The sequence below is a fragment of the Micromonospora citrea genome (assembly GCF_900090315.1).
Taxonomy (GTDB): domain Bacteria; phylum Actinomycetota; class Actinomycetes; order Mycobacteriales; family Micromonosporaceae; genus Micromonospora; species Micromonospora citrea.
Genome location: NZ_FMHZ01000002.1, coordinates 3,641,864 through 3,660,111 on the forward strand (window position 1 = coordinate 3,641,864; position 18,248 = coordinate 3,660,111).

18 protein-coding genes are annotated in these 18,248 nt (G+C 73.6%); 5 read left to right on the forward strand and 13 right to left on the reverse strand.

Going from position 1 to position 18,248, the window contains the following annotated elements; genetic code table 11:
- Nucleotides 1-16 precede the first annotated feature (16 nt).
- The 5 genes from GA0070606_RS16705 to GA0070606_RS16725 all read right to left on the reverse strand — a co-directional run bounded on the left by GA0070606_RS16705 (nt 17) and on the right by GA0070606_RS16725 (nt 5,567).
- On the reverse strand, nt 17-1,258 hold the full coding sequence (locus tag GA0070606_RS16705) for an LCP family protein (RefSeq protein WP_091100806.1): 1,242 nt from the start codon (nt 1,256-1,258) through the stop codon (nt 17-19).
- A 78-nt stretch (nt 1,259-1,336) separates the two neighbouring features.
- Entirely contained in the window at nt 1,337-2,314 is a 978-nt protein-coding gene (locus tag GA0070606_RS16710) for a UDP-glucuronic acid decarboxylase family protein (protein ID WP_091100809.1), read from the reverse strand.
- A gap of 103 nt (nt 2,315-2,417) precedes the next feature.
- Complete coding sequence (locus tag GA0070606_RS16715; RefSeq protein WP_091100811.1) at nt 2,418-4,091, reverse strand: solute symporter family protein; 1,674 nt, start codon at nt 4,089-4,091, stop codon at nt 2,418-2,420.
- Nucleotides 4,069-4,440, reverse strand: coding sequence for a DUF485 domain-containing protein (locus GA0070606_RS16720; RefSeq protein WP_091100814.1), 372 nt, complete (start codon nt 4,438-4,440; stop codon nt 4,069-4,071). The genes GA0070606_RS16715 and GA0070606_RS16720 overlap by 23 nt, the downstream gene beginning before the upstream one ends.
- A gap of 302 nt (nt 4,441-4,742) precedes the next feature.
- Nucleotides 4,743-5,567, reverse strand: coding sequence for a flavin reductase family protein (locus GA0070606_RS16725; RefSeq protein ID WP_091100817.1), 825 nt, complete (start codon nt 5,565-5,567; stop codon nt 4,743-4,745).
- 481 nt (nt 5,568-6,048) lie between these two features.
- Between GA0070606_RS16725 and GA0070606_RS16730 the strand changes: the two genes are divergently transcribed.
- Nucleotides 6,049-6,834, forward strand: coding sequence for a helix-turn-helix domain-containing protein (locus GA0070606_RS16730; RefSeq protein WP_091100821.1), 786 nt, complete (start codon nt 6,049-6,051; stop codon nt 6,832-6,834).
- Complete coding sequence (locus GA0070606_RS16735; protein ID WP_091100825.1) at nt 6,831-7,028, forward strand: DUF397 domain-containing protein; 198 nt, start codon at nt 6,831-6,833, stop codon at nt 7,026-7,028. Before GA0070606_RS16730 ends, GA0070606_RS16735 begins: the two co-directional genes overlap by 4 nt.
- 214 nt (nt 7,029-7,242) lie before the next feature.
- On the opposite strand, the gene GA0070606_RS16740 is transcribed toward GA0070606_RS16735, so the two are convergent.
- The 7 genes from GA0070606_RS16740 to GA0070606_RS16770 form a co-directional block, all read right to left on the reverse strand.
- The gene (locus GA0070606_RS16740; protein ID WP_091100828.1) at nt 7,243-7,740 is read right to left on the reverse strand and encodes an SRPBCC family protein; all 498 of its coding nucleotides are present in this window, start codon (nt 7,738-7,740) and stop codon (nt 7,243-7,245) included.
- A gap of 66 nt (nt 7,741-7,806) precedes the next feature.
- Nucleotides 7,807-9,042 carry a hypothetical protein gene (locus GA0070606_RS16745; RefSeq protein WP_091100831.1) on the reverse strand — a complete coding sequence of 412 codons (1,236 nt, stop codon included), beginning with the start codon at nt 9,040-9,042 and terminating at the stop codon, nt 7,807-7,809.
- Nucleotides 9,035-9,589: a SigE family RNA polymerase sigma factor gene (locus GA0070606_RS16750; protein WP_091100834.1), complete on the reverse strand. Its 555-nt coding sequence runs from the start codon at nt 9,587-9,589 to the stop codon at nt 9,035-9,037. The genes GA0070606_RS16745 and GA0070606_RS16750 overlap by 8 nt, the downstream gene beginning before the upstream one ends.
- A gap of 99 nt (nt 9,590-9,688) precedes the next feature.
- Nucleotides 9,689-11,380: an ABC transporter permease gene (locus tag GA0070606_RS16755; RefSeq protein WP_091100837.1), complete on the reverse strand. Its 1,692-nt coding sequence runs from the start codon at nt 11,378-11,380 to the stop codon at nt 9,689-9,691.
- On the reverse strand, nt 11,365-12,129 hold the full coding sequence (locus GA0070606_RS16760; RefSeq protein ID WP_091100841.1) for an ABC transporter ATP-binding protein: 765 nt from the start codon (nt 12,127-12,129) through the stop codon (nt 11,365-11,367). The genes GA0070606_RS16755 and GA0070606_RS16760 overlap by 16 nt, the downstream gene beginning before the upstream one ends.
- A 160-nt stretch (nt 12,130-12,289) precedes the next feature.
- On the reverse strand, nt 12,290-13,930 hold the full coding sequence (locus GA0070606_RS16765; RefSeq protein ID WP_091100844.1) for a sodium/solute symporter: 1,641 nt from the start codon (nt 13,928-13,930) through the stop codon (nt 12,290-12,292).
- A 1-nt stretch (nt 13,931) separates the two neighbouring features.
- Entirely contained in the window at nt 13,932-14,282 is a 351-nt protein-coding gene (locus GA0070606_RS16770; RefSeq protein WP_091107826.1) for a DUF485 domain-containing protein, read from the reverse strand.
- A 456-nt stretch (nt 14,283-14,738) separates the two neighbouring features.
- On the opposite strand from GA0070606_RS16770, the gene GA0070606_RS16775 reads away from it, so the two are divergent.
- Both GA0070606_RS16775 and GA0070606_RS16780 read left to right on the forward strand, forming a co-directional pair.
- Nucleotides 14,739-15,260 carry an RNA polymerase sigma factor gene (locus tag GA0070606_RS16775; RefSeq protein WP_245724715.1) on the forward strand — a complete coding sequence of 174 codons (522 nt, stop codon included), beginning with the start codon at nt 14,739-14,741 and terminating at the stop codon, nt 15,258-15,260.
- Nucleotides 15,247-16,479: a beta propeller repeat protein gene (locus GA0070606_RS16780; RefSeq protein WP_091100851.1), complete on the forward strand. Its 1,233-nt coding sequence runs from the start codon at nt 15,247-15,249 to the stop codon at nt 16,477-16,479. Before GA0070606_RS16775 ends, GA0070606_RS16780 begins: the two co-directional genes overlap by 14 nt.
- Nucleotides 16,480-16,547: 68 nt before the next feature.
- Here the strand turns inward: GA0070606_RS16780 and GA0070606_RS16785 are convergent, their stop codons facing one another.
- The gene (locus GA0070606_RS16785; RefSeq protein ID WP_245724716.1) at nt 16,548-17,198 is read right to left on the reverse strand and encodes a DUF5701 family protein; all 651 of its coding nucleotides are present in this window, start codon (nt 17,196-17,198) and stop codon (nt 16,548-16,550) included.
- A 238-nt stretch (nt 17,199-17,436) separates the two neighbouring features.
- On the opposite strand from GA0070606_RS16785, the gene GA0070606_RS16790 reads away from it, so the two are divergent.
- Nucleotides 17,437-18,159 carry a hypothetical protein gene (locus GA0070606_RS16790; RefSeq protein WP_091100856.1) on the forward strand — a complete coding sequence of 241 codons (723 nt, stop codon included), beginning with the start codon at nt 17,437-17,439 and terminating at the stop codon, nt 18,157-18,159.
- The last annotated feature ends 89 nt before the right edge of the window (nt 18,160-18,248 follow it).

Here is an 18,248-nt window from a genome sequence, read left to right on the forward strand (position 1 = left end):
CCTGTGCCGCCGCTGCTCAATTTCCCTTGCCGCCGTCGGCCTTCTGGTTGGCCTCGACCCACGCGGTCATGGTGTCGGCGGACATCGCCTTGTACATCGCCAGCGCCTTCTCCTTGTCGGAGACCACCACCGATTCCCCGTTGATGGTCTGGCTGCCGACGTGCGGGCTGGTGACGAAGGTGAGGTTCTCGCCCCGCAGGTTGCGGAACTGCACCGCCATGTCGACCAGCGAGAAACCCTGGTCGACGGTGACCGCGGCGGTGACCGACTTGAGGAAGTCGTTGAGCTTCTTCGGATTGGTGAGCGTGCCGGTGCTCGCCGCCTTGTCCATCAGGGCGCGCAGGAACTCCTGCTGGTGGCGCATCCGGGCGAAGTCGCCGTCCGGGAACTGCTTGCGCTGCCGGATCCAGTCCAGGGCCTCGGCGCCGTTCATGTGGTTGGTGCCCTTGGTGAACGTCCGGTACGGCTTGTGGATCGAGGTGATCGTCCGCTCGACCTTCAGGTCGACGCCGCCGAGGGCGTCGGTGACCTGCTTGAAGCCGGCGAAGTCGATGGCCATCACGTGGTCGAGCCGCACGTCGGTGAAGCACTCCACCGTCCGTACGGCCAGCGGCAGCCCGCCGAACGCGAACGCGCCATTGATCTTGCCGCGCTGGCCGGACCCGCACTCCGCGTTGGCGCTCTCGGGGATCGGCACGTAGAGGTCGCGGGGGATGGAGACCAGGTAGGCCCGCTGATGGTCGGACGGGATGTGCATCACGATGATCGTGTCGGCCCGCCACTTGCTGGACTGGTCCACCGGGGCGTCCGGGTCCCGCGAGTCGCTGCCGACGAGCAGGATGTTCAGCGCGCCGTCCACCGCCTTGGCGGGCCGCCCCCCGGTGATCTCCGAGAACGGGTCGGTGCGGGCCAGGTCGTCGTTGAGGCTCCGGGCGTAGAACCAGGCGCCGGCCCCGCCGAGCAGCGCGAGCACCAGCACGGCCACGCCGGCCACCAGGCCGATCCGGCCCCACCGGGGCCGTGCGCCGCCCCGCCCCGGGCGGTCGGGACCGCCGGGGCCGCCGAACCGACCGGGACCGTCCGGCCCCGACGGGCCACCCGGCCCGCCGGCCCGGGGCTCGTCGGCCGGCGGGTACCAGCGGGTCTCGGCCGACCGGGCGCGGCCGGTGGCGTCCCGGCCGGAGCCGGGCACCGACGCGCGCCCGGCGCTGCGGTGCAGGTACGGGAGCGGAACACCGGCGGGCGTGGTCGCTGACATGTAACTCAGGGTACGTACGTCAAGCCACTGTCGCCTCCAGGCGCAGCCGGCGTTTGGCGGCGACGCCCGGGCGAGCGGTTACCCTAGCCGCTCGCGGAAGTACTCGATCGTGCGCCGGAGACCGTCTTCGGGCGCGACGGTCGGCTCGTAGCCGAGCAGTTCGCGGGCGAGGGTCAGGTCGGGGCGGCGCATCTCGGGGTCGTCGGCGCTGCGGGTGATGTAGGTCACCTCGGAGCTGCTGCCGCAGAGCGACACGATCGTCTCGGCGAGTTCCCGCATGCTCATCTCGTGCTCGGTGCCGCAGTTGATCGGCCCCGTCTCGCGGGAGTCGAGCAGCAGCAGGATGCCGCGCACGAGGTCGGCCACGTAGCAGATCGAGCGGGTCTGGTTGCCGGTGCCGTGCACGGTGATCGGCTCGCCGCGCAGCGCCTGGGAGATGAACGTCGGGATGGCGCGGCCGTCGTCCGGCCGCATCCGCGGGCCGTACGTGTTGAAGATCCGCACGATCGCGGCGTCCAGCCCTCGGCTGCGGTGGTAGGCCATCGTGGCGGCCTCGGAGAAGCGCTTGGCCTCGTCGTAGACGCTGCGGATGCCGATCGGGTTGACGTTGCCCCAGTACGTCTCGCGCTGCGGGTGCTCCTTCGGGTCCCCGTACGCCTCGGAGGTCGACGCCATCAGGAACCGGGCGCCGTCGGCGACCGCGCGGTCCAGCAGGTGCAGGGTGCCCACCGAGCCGACCCGGAGGATCTCCACCGGCAGCTTCTCGAAGTCCGTCGGGCTGGCCGGGGAGGCCATGTGCAGGATGGCGTCGAACCGCTCGGCCAGGGCCGGGTGGTGGGTCGGCAGCCCGTCGGAGATGTCGGCCTCGACAAGCGTGAACCTCGACTCGTCCACCAGGTGGGCGACGTTCTCCTTCGACCCGGTGACGAAGTTGTCCAGCGCGACCACCGTGCAGCCGCGGGCGATCAGCGCGTCCACCAGGTGTGACGGTACGAAACCGGCGCCGCCGGTGACGAGGATGCGGTGACCGGGGCCGAAGCGCGCAGCAACGTTCATGCCGGTCAGCCTACCCATCGCCCCGACCCCGCACCGGGCGTGGCGGGAGGGGCCCCCGGGGTGTCGGGAGCCCCTCCGTCGGATGGGATCAGTCGGGCGGGGATCAGTGGGCGCCGGCGCCGGTGAGCGCGCGCACCTCCAGCTCGGCGTACTTCTCCTCGTCCCGCTCCTTCGACAGCACGGTGCCGAGCCAGCCGCAGAGGAAGCCGAACGGGATGGAGAGGATGCCCGGGTTGGACAGCGGGAACCACTGCCAGTCCTGCTCGGGGAACATGGACGTCGCGGCCCCGGAGACCACTGGCGAGAAGAACACCAGCAGCACGGCGGAGAGCAGGCCGCCGTAGATGGCCCAGACCGCGCCCGAGGTGTTGAACCGCTTCCAGAACAGGCTGTAGAGGATCGCCGGCAGGTTGCCCGAGGCGGCCACCGCGAAGGCCAGCGCCACCAGGAAGGCCACGTTCAGGTTCTGCGCGAAGATCGACAGTACGATCGAGATCGCGCCGATCACCAGGGCGGAGACCCGGGCGACCCGCACCTCCTGCCGCTCGGACGCGCTCCCGTTCTTGATCACGTTGGCGTAGAAGTCGTGCGCGAGGCTGGACGACGACGCCAGGGTCAGGCCGGCCACCACGGCCAGGATCGTGGCGAAGGCGACCGCCGCGATGATCGCGAGCAGGGTCGCCCCGCCCAGGTCGCCGCCGAGGAAGTCGACGCCGAGCGCCTCGGCGAGCTGCGGGGCCGCCGTGTTGCCGGCCTTGTCCTGGGCGGTGATCGCCTCGCTGCCGACCAGCGCCGCCGCGCCGAAGCCGAGCGCCAGGGTCAGCAGGTAGAAGGTGCCGATGATGCCGATCGCCCAGAGCACGCTCTTGCGGGCCGCCTTGGCCGTCGGGACGGTGTAGAAGCGGATCAGGATGTGCGGCAGGCCGGCCGTGCCGAGCACCAGCGCGATGCCGAGCGAGAGCAGGTCCATCTTGTTGTAGAACGTCTGCGTCGGGTTGCCCGCGACCTCGACGCCGTAGCGCAGCCCGGGTTCGAGGAACGCGCTGCCCTTGCCGGAGGCCGAGGCGGCGTCGCCGAGCAGCGACGACAGGTTGAACTTGTACTTCGCCAGCACCAGCAGGGTCATCACCAGCGCGCCGCCCATCAGCAGGAACGCCTTGACGATCTGCACGTAGGTGGTGCCCTTCATGCCGCCCACCGTGACGTAGATGATCATCAGGGCGCCGACCATGATGATGGTGGCGACCTTGGCGGTGTCCGCGTCCATGCCGAGGAAGGTGGTACCCGGCTTGATGCCGAGCAGCAGCGCCACCAGCGCGCCGGCGCCCACCATCTGGGCCAGCAGGTAGAAGACCGACACGGTGATGGTGGAGACCGCCGCGGCGGTCCGGACCGGGCGCTGGCGCATCCGGAAGGCCAGCACGTCGGCCATCGTGTAGCGGCCCGAGTTCCGCAGCAGCTCCGCGACCAGCAGCAGGGCCACCAGCCAGGCGACCAGGAAGCCGATGGAATAGAGGAAGCCGTCGTAGCCGTAGAGGGCGATGATGCCGGCGATGCCGAGGAACGAGGCGGCCGACATGTAGTCGCCGCCGATCGCCATGCCGTTCTGGAAGCCGGAGAAGGACCGGCCGCCGGCGTAGAAGTCGGTGGCGGTCTTGGTCTGCCGGCTGGCCCAGATGGTGATGGCCAGGGTCACCGCCACGAAGACCAGGAACAGCGTGATGGTGAGGTTGCGGGCGGTGGTGTCGCCCGCCTCAGCCGCGAGGACCGTGTTCATGCTTCACCTCCCCGATCTCGGCGCGGATCCGGTCGGCGACCGGGTCGATCTTCCGGTCGGCGTACCGGGCGTAGAGCCAGGCGATGACGAAGGTGGAGACGAACTGGAGCAGGCCGAAGACGAGGGCGACGTTGATGTTGCTGCCGAAGAGCTTCGTGCCCATGAAGTCCCGCGCGTACGCGGACAGGATCACGTAGAGCGCGTACCACAGGAAGAACGCGACGGTCATCGGGAAGACGAAGCCGCGTAGCGCGCGACGCAACCCGGCGAACTCGTCCGAGCGTTGTACGGCGAGGTACCGGTCCGCCGCCGAGGCGGAGGGCGCGGACGCGGGTGTGTCCGTGGACATTTGTGGATCACCACCTTCACAGGCGTGGGGAGTTTCGCGCACGGTAGAAAGCGCGCTCCCCGCCACGGAAGGGCGAGATCGACGGCGGTCGGCGGCTGCGCCGAACGGCACGATGGCTGCGCCGAGTGACGCAGCTCACTCCGTTTAACGGTCCGCCCGGCGCGACGGCTGGTCGCCCGGGCCGTGCGGGTCGGTCCAGCGGGCGTCCGGGCCGGTCGAGCGGTCGAGTGGCCGGGTGGGTGGGCCGGTCGAGCGGTCCGCCGGGCGCGACGGCTGGTCGCCCGGCCCGACCTGCCTCGCGGTCAGGTCAGCTCGCGGTAGCGGCCCCGGTAGTGCAGCAGCGGGTCCGTCTCCTCCGCCAGCTCGACGGCCTCGATGGTGGCCTCCACCAGCAGGCCCCAGCCGTACTCGCGGGCGGCGTCGAGCCGGCACCCCGCCCAGCCGCCCGCGTCGGCCGGCACCGGGCCGTAGGGCGTCTCGGTCCACGCGCCGGTGGCGAAGAGGCCGCCGGGTGACGGGAAGAGGCCGGCGAACCGGTCCGCGAGCTGCCGGTGCGACGGGTTCAGCGGGGCCACCGCGAAGCGGCCGGCCGACTCCACCGCCGCCCACAGGTCCGACTCCGGGTCGACCAGGCCGAGCAGCCGGTCCGGCTCGCCCTCCGCGACCAGCGTCGACGACACGGTGAGGCCCGCCGGCCCGGGCGCCGTCCAGAGCGTCACCGGCGACGCCAGCCGGCCCCGCAGCCGGCGTACGGGGGAGCGCTGCCCGGCGGGCACGGCGAACGGGTCGGTGTGGTGGATCTCGACGCCCGGCTCATGATTCACGTGAAACATTGTGCCGCCCACCCCACCCCGGCGGGCCTGGACCGCGTCGTGGCGGGTGCACTTCCCGGCCCGTCCGTCCCCGGGCACCCGGGCACGCGCCCAGCCGAGGAAGCGGTCGTGCAGGTCGGCCGGCGGGGTGTGCCCGTTGAGCTGGGCGAGCTGCCCGGCCGCCTCGGTCAGCAACGTGCCGAGGTAGATCATCAGCGCCGGGCGGTCCGACCGGTACCGCGCCAGCAGCGCGAGCCGGGCCGGCTGGCACGGCCAGGGTGCGCCGCAGGCTCGGCACCGCCAGAGCGGTCGCATCGGCACGTGCGGAACGAATCGGCTCACCGGCGCCTCCCCCCCGCCGAGCGGGACCGCCGCTTGAGATCTTGGACGTTTTCGGCTCTTCCAGGGGCCCTTTCCGTCCAAGATCTCGACCGTCGGCGGGGGTGGCGGCGGAAGCGGGAACTCCGATCACCAGCGACCACCGTTCACCCGCCAGGCCTGCGCCTGCTGTCCGCCTCCGGAACGGGTCGAACATGGCTGCCCTCCTCCACATCGGCAACCGTCCCGGCCAGGGGGCCGGCCGGGACGGGAACCGCCCCGGTCGTGGGGATCGACCGAGGCGAGGGCCGCCCCGGCCGGGGGACTGACCGGGGCGGCCCGACGCAGGACCGGCCGCCGGGTCGTGCCTCCACCAGCCGGGCCGCGTGTCCTCCACCCTGGACTCGCCGGCCCGGACAGGGGAGGATGCCAGCGGTTACTACGGAACGCGTTCGCATACTTACCGAGTGGGTGGGTGATGAACTTCGACATGTGGATCCGGGCGCTCAAGGCGGCCCGGGCCGGCGCCGACGTCTCCCAGGAGGGCCTGGCCGCGCTGGTCAGGTGGAGCCCGTCGCTGATCGCCGCCATCGAGACCGGCCGCCGTCGGCCCACGATGGAGTTCGCCGTCGCCGCCGACGAGGCGCTGCACACCGGCGGCCTCCTCGCCGAGCTGCTCAAGGCGGCCGACCGCGAGCGCGGCCCCTCCTGGTTCGCGCCCTGGCGGGGCTACGAGCAGGAGGCGACCCGGCTGCGGGCCTTCGAGCCCTGCCTGGTGCCGGGGCTGCTCCAGACCGAGGAGTACGCGCAGGCGGTCATCTCGGCCGGTGGCCTGCATCCGCCCGCGGCCGTGGACGAACTGGTCGCGATCCGGCTGGAACGCCAGGAGTTGCTGCGCCAGGCGACTCCACCGCAGACCGTCTTCCTGCTGGACGAGACGGCGGTGCGCCGCCCGGTCGGCGGCCCGGCCGTGCTCGACGCGCAGATCGGGCGGCTCCTGGAGGCCGCCGAGCTGCCGAACGTCCGGCTGCACGTCGTGCCGCTCAGCGTCGGCGAGCACGTCGGCCTCACCGGCGGCTTCGTGCTGGCCGAGTTGGCGGACGGCGAGCGAGCGGTCTACCTGGAGAACGCCGCCCGGGGACACGTCGTGAACGACCCCGAGACGGTCGGCCTCATCGACCGGAAGTGGGATAGCGTGCTCGGCGAAGCGCTGTCCACGACCGCCTCGCTGGATCTGATCCGAAAGCTGAAGGTGACGTCATGACCGCTGCCGAGCCCCACTGGCGAACGTCGACCCGCTCCGGCGACACCGGCGGCAACTGCGTGGAGGTGGCCGACAACCTTCCCGGTGCGGTGCTGGTGCGCGACAGCAAGGACCGCTCCGGCCCGACCCTCGCGTTCCGCCCCGACGCCTGGCGGTCGTTCGTGGGGGTGCTCCGGTCGACCCGGGCCGGCTGAGCGCCGGGGAGCGATCACCGCCCACCCACGCCGGCTGAGCGACCCGGGGCGCTCACCGCCACCCACACCGGCCGAGCGGCCCCGGTGCGACCACCGCCACCCACACCGGCCGAGCGGCCCCGGGGCGCTCACCGCCACCCGCACCGGCGACCGATCCCCCGCCCGCTCCCGGTCCGCCACGTGTCGCGACACCACCTGCGGGGCGTACCCGCGCTCAGTCGTCGTCGGCGGCCAGTGACCGGCGGGCGGCGGCCAGCACCTCCGGGTCCGCGCAGCCGGCGGCGTAGCCGGCGATGCGGCGGCGGATGTCGCGGCGCAGCAGCCACCCGCCGATCCGCTCCGCCACCGGGCGGAGGAACGCCGGCCGGCAGCGGAAGCTGTATCGCCAGGTGGCGACGGTGGAGCCGGGCTCCGGGGCGGGCGCGAACCGCCAGCCGCCCGCGAACATCTCGAAGAACCACGGCCCGCGCACCATCTTCATGCCGACGTGGCTCGGCGGCGCCCACGACACGTACTCGCTGACCATGACCAGCCCGTGCCGCGACCGGGTGAAGGTGCGCACCCCCTTGCCGGGCCGGGTCGCCCCGTCGGTGAAGTGCTGCTTCCGCACGAACGGATCCCAGCGGTAGCGCACCGGCGCGGTGGTCTGGGAGACGGCGAAGGCCAGCTCGGGTGGCACCGGCACGGTCGCCACCGCCTCGACGACGGGCATCAGGCCATTGTGCCGCCGCCCGGCAACCCGTACGGCACGGGTCGCCGGGCGGTCGGTCGCGGCGGGCTACTCGCTCACCGCCACCTCGCGAGTGATCGAGTTGTCCTTGTGCCCGCCCGGCGGCTCCGGATAGGCCGCCCCGTCGCGGTCGGTCCAGGCCACCGTCGCCGAGTACTCGCCGACCCTGCCCACGCCCACCTCGGACCGGCGAACCGAGACGGGTAGATCGATGTTCACGAATTCGCCTACCGCCAGCGCCTTCAGCCGGCAGGTGTGCGTGGTGCCCGAGCTCGTGCAGCCCGGGGGCAGCGAGGTGACGGTGGACCCCGCCGGCAGGACCACCCTGAGCTGCGGGTCGGCCGCCCGCTGCGGTCCCCGGTTACCGGCCGACAGTCGTAGGACGAACGTCGCCCGGTCCGCGTCCGCCGGCGTCAGCAGCAGGTCCTCGCCGCGGACCCACAGATCGGTGATCCGGGGGTTGGCGGGAAAGACGGTGGGCCCTCCCGACTGGACGAAGCCGCGACCCGACCAGGAGTACGCCCGCCACTGGTGCTGGGCGAGGCTCGCGGGAAGGCCCTCCTGCCCCAGGTCGGTCACCTCCGCCTCGATCGCCGAGCCGGCCACGCGGATCCGCCGGATTCCGGCGATGGTGTCCGGCGCCGGCGGCCAGGGTTCGCCGGTCTGCGCGACGACCAGGCCCATCGTCTCGATCGTCCCCGACCTGTCCCGGTCGAAGGCCAGCACCCGGGACTCACTCATCTCCTGGCCGCTGCAGTTGAGCAGCGCCGCCGTCTCCCGCGCGCCGTCGCGGTCGAGGTCGGCGTGGACGACCTGGAGGATGCGGACGTCGAGTTCGGCGTCCGGCGACCGCCGCGCGCTGCCGTCTCTGAACCTGACGCGACCCGACGGGCACTTGTCCGCCAGGTACGCGGGCCAGGCCGGCAGGTCGAGGGTGGCGTTCCCGAGTTCCTTCGCGCCGATCCGGCCGTCCGGCGGCGCGGCGGAGGCCGACGTCGCCGACGGTGACGGCACGGAGGGGGTGGTCGTCGGGGGTGAGGTGGGCGCCGGAGCGCCGGTCTGCGCCGGCTGCGTCGGCGTGTCCGGGGCGGCCCACGCGTTGGCCAGCACCGGCGTGGCCGCCAGCGCGGCGGCGATCAAGCCGGTCGCCACCACCCGGTTCGTGCGGCGGCGCCGGGCGACCGCGCGGGCGGCTCCGGCGCCGGGCGGCACCACCAGCGGCCCGCCGGCCCGGAAGGCGGTGAAGACGCCGTCCAGTTCGGGCGTGCTCTCGTGCTCAGACATGGGGATCCTCCGTCCTCGGCTCGGAGAGTTCGGCGGCGAGCGCGGCCCGGCCCCGGTGCAGCCAGGACTTCACCGTCCCCGGGGCGACGCCCTCCTGCTCGGCGATGTCGGCGATGCTGAGGTCCGCCACGTGGAACAGCACGACCGCCCGGCGCTGGGTCTCGGGCAGTCCGGCCAGGGCGTGGGCCAGCGCGACGCGGTCCGGTCCCGGCCCCTCGACCGTCTGCTCCTGGCGGTACCGCGCATGGGCGCGGGCGGCGCGGAGCCGACGCCAGCGGTTGCGCACCACGTTCATGGCGACGGCGCGCACCCACGCCGCCGGCCGCTCGTAACGGACCAGCCGGTCCCAGCGGGCCCAGGCCCGGCTGAACGCCTCCTGCACCGCGTCCTGCGCCTGGCCCACGTCGGCCGTGTACGCGTACAACTGGAGCGTCAGCGCCTGGAAGTTGGCCGCGTAGAACTCCTCGAAGCTGTCTCCCACGGCCCCCGTGGCCGTGGGAGACAGCCCTTCCCGGATGTCGCCGGGGTCGTGCTGTCGCACCATCACGATGGCGCCTCCCCTGCTGGTCCACCGTGCCGGACGCGCGGTGTCTGACCAGCACACCCCGTGGGGGCGCCGGGGGTTGCGGCCCGACGGAGTCGGGTGTCAGCGGCGCGGAGTCACCGTGGCGAGCAGCTCTGGCATGCGGCGGTCCAGCACGTCGCCGGCCAGGTACGCGCCGAGCAGCGCCGCGCCCAGCCCGTACGCCGCGCCGAGCGGCAGGGCCAGCCACAGCCAGACGTCGCCGAGCAGCGCGGCGGCCACCACCATCGGCACCGCCGCCACCGCCGTGGCGAGCATCGCCAGCAGGGTGAGGAAGCTCTTCGCGATCCCGGCGCCGCTGTTCAGGGCGAACGGGTTGCTCGTCTCCGGCAGCGAGTACGCCCCGAGCACCGACACGAAGCAGTTCACCGCCAGCCCCGCGCCGTAGGTGGCGGTCAGCGTGCCCGCCATCAGCCCGATCCGACCTGGCTCGCCGATTACCACCGCGACGACCACGGAGATCACCGCCAGCATCGGCAGCACGTAGATCGAGAACGCGGCCATCCGGGCGCGCAGCTCCTGCTGGCCGGGGACACCCGCCACCACGTTCGCCGCGTACGCGCTGCCGTCGAAGCCGAACTGGTTGGCGAGGGTGACGGCGGCGAGCAGCCCGACGAAGAGCATCGACAGGCTCGACAGCAGCGGCGACGAGTCGGGACTGGCCGTGAAGCCCTCCGCGCTGTCGACGGTGAAGCCCGAGCCACCCAGGTTGACCATGACCGGCACGAAGAGGCCGACGACGGCGACGGTGATCAGGTTGGCCCGGCGGCGGGCGTCCCGCCACCAGTAGCGGGCCTCGCGGGCGACGAGGGCGCCGAACCGGTCGCGCGGGGCCCAACCGACCGCCCTCGGGAAGAGCTGGGCGACCGCCCCGCCGGTCACGCCGCGCTGGGCGCTGGCCGGGCCGGCGCTGGCCGCGCCCACCATCGCCGACTCCAGCGAGCGGGACCACCAGGCCAGCAACGCGACGATCGTCGCCGCCGTGATCAGCAGCTTCACCGGCGCCGCCCAGGGGCGGCCCTCGGCCACGTCGATGCCGGCGGTCCAGGGCGCGCCGAACGGGGTCCAGCCGACCACCTCGGCCACGCCGTCGAGCCGGTCCCAGTCGGTGTCGGCGAGCGCGGCGACGCCCAGCAGCTGCAACGGCCCGATCAACGCGGCGAGCACGGCGAGCAGCACGGCGGCGAGATCGCGGACCCGGCGCGAGCGCAGCGCGGTGGCGAACGCGCTGGTGACCGCCCGGGCCGCGGCGACGCAGAGCAACAGCCCGGCGGCCACGCCGAGCGCGGCGACCACGGCGGCGAGCCAGCCGCCGAGCGCCCCGGCGGTGACCACCAGCCCGCACAGGGCCAGCAGCACCGCGATCGTGGGGACGCTGACGAGGGCGGCGGCGAAGAGCCCGGTGACGAGCGTGCGGCGGGACAGCGGCAGCAGCGCGAACCGGGCCGGGTCCAGCGTCTCGTCCACCCCGAAGAAGACCAGCGGCAGCAGCAGCCAACCGAGCACCGTCAGGCCCCCGCCGAACGCGGCGACCATCAGCGCGTAGCGCCCCTCGTCGGCCAGGCCGGGCGCGGCGAAGAGGAAGAAGCCGGTGCCGGCGAACCAGAGCCCGCCCACCACGCCGGCCACGAAGAGCGCGACCCGCCAGCCCTGGCCCCGGAAGTTGTTGCCCATCACCCGCAGCTTGAGGCGGACGAAGTGCCAGGGGGAGACCCGCCGGACGGCCCCGGCCGGGTCGCTCACCGAGACAGCCACGCCAACTCCTCGCCGGTCGCCGTACGGCCGCCGACCACCTCGACGAAGACCTGCTCCAGCGAGCGGCCGCCGCGTACCTCCTCGATCGGGCCGACGCGCTTGATCGTGCCCGCCGCCAGGATCGCCACGTGCGAGCAGAGCCGCTCGACGACCTCCATCACGTGGCTGGAGAAGACGACCGTGCCGCCGCCGGTGACGTACCGCTGCAGGATGTCCCGGATCAGCGCGGCCGAGACCGGGTCGACCGCCTCGAAGGGCTCGTCCAGCACCAGCAGCCGGGGCCCGTGCAGCAGCGCGCAGGCCAGGCCGATCTTCTTCTTCATGCCCGCCGAGTAGTCGACCACCAGCGTCCGGCCGGCGTCGCCGAGCGCGAGCACGTCCAGCAGCTCCGCCGCCCGCTGGTCGACCACCGCCGGGTCCATCCCCCGCAGCAGACCGTGGTACGCGAGCAGTTCCGCGCCGCTGAGCCGGTCGAAGAGCCGTACGCCGTCCGGCATCACGCCGAGCAGCCGCTTCGCCCGCACCGGGTCGGCCCAGACGTCGTGCCCGAGCACCCGCGCCCCGCCGGCGTCGGGCCGGAGCAGCCCCACCGCCATCGACAGGGTGGTCGTCTTCCCCGCCCCGTTCGGGCCGAGCAGGCCGTAGAACGAGCCGGCGGGGACGTCGAGGTCGACACCGGCCACCGCGACCTTGCCGTCGAACTGTTTGGCCAGGCCACGAAGGGAGAGCGCGGGGTGCTCGGCAGTCATGTCACCGACCGTATCCGGCGTCCGCCGGCAAGCGGTCCGGCCGCAGGATGATCCCCTGGTCATCCCGCAGGCGGACATCGTGGGAGCGGTGCCGGGCGGCGGATCGGCCCCGTCCCGGCACCGTCGCCTGCCGACGACCGTCTTACGCCCGGGCGCCGCCCTACAGCCGCAGGGCCTCCGGGGCGTGCAGGCGCAGCATGGTGGCCCCGATGTCGGCCGGCGCCCGGCGGCGGGTCGCCACCGAGACCGCCACCATCACGGTGAAGGCCAGCGGCACCGTCCAGGCGGCCGGCTGCGCGGTGAGCGTGGCCGGCCAGCCGGACAGCGGCGGGCCGAGCACCGTGACCAGCACCGCGCCGACCGCCGCGCCGCCGCCGACCAGGATCCCGGCGGCGGCGCCCAGGTCGGTCAGGCCGCGCCACCAGATGCCGAGCACCAGCAGCGGGCAGAAGCTGGACGCGGCGACCGCGAAGGCCAGCCCGACGACCTGCGACACGTCCAGCCCGGCGAGGTTGAGCGCGAGCACCGCCGGGACGCCGCCGGCGATCACCGTGGCGAGGCGGAAGCCGCGTACGGAGCCGCGCCCCAGCACGTCCGTCGAGATCACCCCGGCGACGCTGGTGAGCAGCCCCGACGAGGTGGAGAGGAAGGCCGCGAACGCACCGGCGGCGACCAGCGCGGCGAGCAGCCGGCCGGTGGTGCCGTCGCCGAGCGCCGCGCCGGGCAGCAGCACCACCACCGCGTCGGTCTGGCCGGTGACCAGCAGTTGCGGGGTGTAGATCCGGCCGAGCACGCCGTAGATGGTGGGCAGCAGATAGAACGCGCCGACCAGGGCGAGCACCACCAGCGTGGTGCGCCGGGCGGCCGCGCCGTCGGGATTGGTGTAGAAGCGCACCAGCACGTGCGGCAGCCCCATGGTGCCGAGGAAGGTGGCCAGGATCAGCGAGTAGGTGGCGAACAGGCCCCGGTCGTCGTCCCCGGCGGCGCTGGGCAGCAGCCAGTCGGCGGCGTCCGTGGCCACCCCGGACACCTCCGGCACCGGATCACCGGCGGCGAAGGAGAGTTCGTCGCCGGGGCGTACCTGGAGGATCCGACCGTCGGGGAGGGTGAGGGTCGCGCGGTGCTCGACCACGACGGTGGTCGCGGTCCGGAACGCCGGCCCGTCGGGCGGGGTCACCGCCGGGCGGGCGTCGGCCTGCCACTGCAACGCCAGGAAGATCGCGGGTACGGCGAGCGCGGTCAGCTTCAGCCAGTACTGGAAGGCCTGCACGAAGGTGATCGCGCGCATGCCGCCGAGCGCCACGTTCGCGGTGACCACCACGGCCACCAGCAGGGCCCCCAGGGGGTACGGCGAGCCGGTCACCGTGGCCAGCGTCAGCCCCGCCCCCTGGAGCTGCGGCACGAGGTAGAGCCACCCGATGAAGATCACGAAGACGGTGGCGAGGGTGCGCAGCCGGCGCGAGCCGAGCCGCAGCTCGCAGAAGTCCGGCAGGGTGAACGCGCCGGAGCGGCGCAGCGGCGCGGCCACGAAGAGCAGCAGCGCGAGGTAGCCGGCGGCGAAGCCCACCGGGTACCAGAGCACGTCGACGCCGTACTTGAGGATCAGCCCGGCGACGCCGAGGAAGCTCGCCGCCGACAGGTACTCCCCGCCGATGGCGGCCGCGTTCCAGGTCGGGCTGATCGCCCGCGAGGCGACCAGGAAGTCGGAGGTGGTGCGCGCCAGCCGCAGCCCGTAGAAGCCGATGCCGACGGTGACCAGGGTGACCGCCACGATCGCGGGCACGACGAGATCGTTGCCCACCTCAGCGCTCCGGCCGCTGGACGAGGTCGGTGAAGTCCTGCTCGTTGCGCTCGGCCAGCCGCACGTACGCCCAGCCGATCGCGATCAGGAACGGGAACGAGGCCACGCCGAGCAGCAGCCAGGGCAGGTTGACGCCGAGCACGGTGATCCGGCCGACGTCCGGCGCGATGGCGAACAGCCACGGCAGCCCGCCCAGCCCGATCGCCACCACCAGGGACAGCCGCAGGGCCAGCGCGAGCTGGGCCCGGACCAGGCCCCGGACGAGCGCGTCGCCGACCCGGGTCTGCTGGGCCAGTTCGGCGCGGGTGCGTTCCGCCCGGTCCTCCCGGCGGGACACCTCCGCCAGCACGATCCGCGCCCGGGGCTGGGGGGCGGGGGTCGGTCCCGGTACGCCCGGCCGCGGCTGACCGGGTGGCCCGGGCCGCGACTCCGGCTGCCCGGACCGCGACTGCGGCTGACCGGGTGGCCCGGGCCGCGACTCCGGCTGCGGCTGACCGGGTGGCCCGGACCGAGGATCAGGCCGTGGCTGTCCCGGCGGCCCGGGCCGGCCTGCGGTCCGGGCCGCCGGAGCGCGATCGTCGGCGGCGGCCACCCCGGAAGTCTCGCCTGATCAGTGGGAATGTCAAGGGCGGGGGTCGGCGTCGCGCCGCCGCGTCGGGTCTGCCGTGGCCGGCGACGGGGGCGGTCCACACCGGGTTGTGCACAACCTGTGGAAAACGTGGCACCCCTGTGGATAACCCGGTGGATCGCCGGGACCGGAACCTTCTCCCCCGGCGAGGAGTGGGACAGGTGTGGAAGGGAGGTGACGGTGCCAGAAGCTGATCTCATCTCGGAGGTCTACGCCGGCTGTTTCCGCCGGCTCGTGGTCCAGCTCTACGCGGTGACCGGCGACCTGTACGAGGCCCAGGAGGCGGTTCAGGAGGCGTTCACCCGTGCGCTGGCCGGGCCTCGACGCTTCGCCCGGCTGGAGAACCCGGAGGCGTGGTTGCGCCGGGTCGCGGTGAACGTGGCCCGCAGCCGGTACCGGCGACGGCGGATCCTCGACGGGCTGCTGCGCCGGATCGGCCCGCCGCCCGTCGTCGCCGACCGTGCGCCGGAGCACCTCGCGCTCCTGGCGGCGCTGCGCGGGCTGCCCGACGGCCAGCGGCACGCGCTCGCCCTGCACTACCTCGTCGACCTGCCGGTGGACGAGGTGGCGGCGACGCTCGGCGTCTCCGCCGGCACGGTGAAGTCCCGCCTGTCGCGCGGCCGGCAGGCTCTGGCGGCACTGCTCACCGACCACGACGCCACCGACAGCACGCAGACCGGGAGGGCCGATGTCCGATCGTGAGTTCGCCGGATTCGACGCCGAGATCGTCGCCGACGTGGTCCGCCAACCCCCGTTGAGCCAGCTACGGCGCGCGGCGTGGGTGCGCCGCCGGCGCAGGGTGACCGGCGTCGGCCTGGCGGTCGTGCTCGCACTCGGCGGCACGGTGTCCGTCCCGCTCGTCGGCGACGGGGGCGTGGTGGACCGAACGGGCGTAAGCCCCACCGGCCTGCCAGGCGGACCTCGCGTCGCGAGGGAACTGGTGGTGCTCTCCGCGCGGTCGGCGGTGGTCGTGGAGGATCCCGGCGACGGGTGCCGGCTCAGCTTCACGGCCACCAGCGACGCCGGGCAGACCTGGTCGGAACGGCGCACCAACCATCTCGACGGCCCGTGCAGGGCGGACGCGCAGGGGTTCCGCACCTCGGCGGTCCGGTTCAACGTGCTCGACGAGCAGCGATATCTGGTCAGCGTCGACGGCAGTCAGTTCGTCTCGTCGGACGCCGGCCGCACCTGGCGGAGCCTCGCGTCGGTGGTGACCGAGGTCCGCGCCTTTCCCGAGAATGCCCGTCTGGTGCGGTGCCAGGAGACCTGCGGGGCGACGTCGCAGGCCCTGGCGGTCGACCCGAGCACGTGGCGGGTGTACCGGCTCGTCGACGCCCCCCAGGTGGGCGGGCCGGACACCGTGGACCAGGCCGGTGACGGCGCCCTCTGGCACATGTCGCCCGGGCCCGAGCCCGGCGCGCCCGCCTCGGCCGCCCGCAGCGTCGACCGGGGAGCGACCTGGCACACCTCGACGCTGCCCGGGGGTGTGTGGGCGAAGTCGTTGGTCGCCGTCAGTGCGCAGGAGGCGTACGTGCTGTGCCAGCCCATGCCGTCCGGCCCGAACGGCGAACCCGCCGGCCCGGCCCGGCTGCTGCACACCACGGACGGCGGCCGGTCCTGGACGGACCTCGATGCCAGCCTGCCGTCGAGCGACTCGGTCCGGGGGATCACCATCGGTGCCGGCGGGGCACTGCTCGTCGGCCACTCGACCTCGACCTCCGTCACGTCGTCGGTCTGGATCAGCCGGGACGGCGGCCGGCGCTTCACCCGGAGTGCGCGGACCGGGAACGAGGGCTGGCTCGGGATGTCCCGGGGACTGGTCTGGATGGCCGATCGGGAGGATCCCCCGGACGCCAGCTCCACCGTCGTGCAGGTCAGTGTGGACGGCGTGAACTGGAGCCGGCTGACCCTGCCCCGGTGACGGGTGACGGGTGACGGGTGACGGGTGACGGGTGACCGGGACCGGAGTCCCGGTCACCCCCGCCACACTCAGTCCAGCCCCACCCGCTCCGGGCGGGCGGAGGCGGAGCCGAGCCAGGTGTGCGGGTTGCCCCACCAGCACCAGCCGAGCTTCGGCGCGTTCTGGCTGATCCAGATGGCCGGCACCCGCTTGTCCCCGCAGCGGGAGCCGACCAGCGAGAAGCACTTGTTCTTGGCCAGGGCCTGCGGGTGCAGGGTGACGAAGGCGATCCCCTCGTCGATGGTGAGCGGCAGCCGGCCCTGGCCGGTGATCACCTCCATCGCGGCGGCCGGCGGCTGGTTCAGCGTCTCCTCGCCCCGGTCGACGTCGAAGAGCAGGTACGCCGGCCCGGCGGGCACCTCCAGCTCCTTGATCGGGTGGAACTTCGGCAGGTCGTCCTCGGCGTAGTGCCGGTCGACCACGCCCGGTTTCCGCTTCCCGGCCAGGGTGGTCAGGGCCACCCGCTCCTCCACCGGCACCAGGTCGCGGGTGGTCACCAGCAGGAACGGCACCCGGCCCTCGGTGGGCTCGGACAGGCCCACGGCGCCGGTGACGGCCGCCGCGCGAAGCGGCGCGACGAGGCGCCGGAAGTCGTCCTCGGTCAGGTCGGCGAGCGCCGGATAGCCCAGTTCCACCAAGCGGTCGACCTGGCGGTCGAATTCGGTCGCGGCGTCGAACAAGAGCGGCCTCCATTTCTCGTACCGAGTACCGTACAGCGTACGGGAGGCGCGGTTCATTCCCGTTTCTCCGCGACCGGCGAACGAAAATCGGATGCAGCGATGTGCGCCCGCCCCACGTGACAGTGGCGAACATCCGCCGACGCCAAGGATCGCCATGGAAATCGCCCGCCGCCAACCCGACCCGTCCTCCGCCTCGCAGCCGTGCAACCTTTTCGCGCGTACTTTCGTCATGAGGGGCGTGAGGATCGAGAGGGTCGTCTACAGGCGGTTCGCCGTCGCGCTGGTGTTGCTGGGGCTCGTCGGGCTCGGCGCGGCCGCCGCGACCGGCCGGGGAGAGGGTGGCGACCGCGTCGTCCCGATGGCCGTCTCCACGCCGCCCGCCGAAACCCGGCCGGCCGCCGCGTCGCCCGCCGGCGACCTCCGCGTCGAACCGGCCCGCATCCGGACGGAGCCGGCGAAGGCCACGGCGGTGCGGCTGGCCGCGGCGGTGGACCAGGCGCTGGCCGAGAGCGCCCCCGGCGCGACCTGGACCGGGCCACGGGAACCGGCCCACCTTGACCGGAAGGTGCGAAACGGCGGCCAGGCCTCCACCACTGTCGGTGCGCGCCTGGTGCACCAGGGGCGCGACGGCGTGCTCCACGTGACGATCAGCCTCGACCCGGCCGGGACGCCCGCCCCGTTCGACTGGTCCTGCCGGGACGCGGACCGGCGCCGGGGCGCGCTGTGCGAGGCGTCGCGGGAGCCGGACGGCGTACGGGCGAAGATCCAGACGAGCGTCGACCCGGACGGGATCGTCCGTCACCGGGTCGACGTCGAGTTGCCCGAGGTCGGTCGGCTCCGCCTCGACGTCTCGAACGATTCCGGCACCGACCCGGGGCGGCCCGCCCAGCCCGACGCCCCGCTGGTGATGGAGGAGGCCAGGGCGGTGGCGCTGAACGTCTCCGGCAGGATCGCCGGCTGACGCCGGCCCGGGTCGAGCCGGGCGGACCGGTGACGCGGCCGGTCCCGAGGCAACCTCCGCGGCCAAGCGCCCCGTCGTACAGCCGTGAT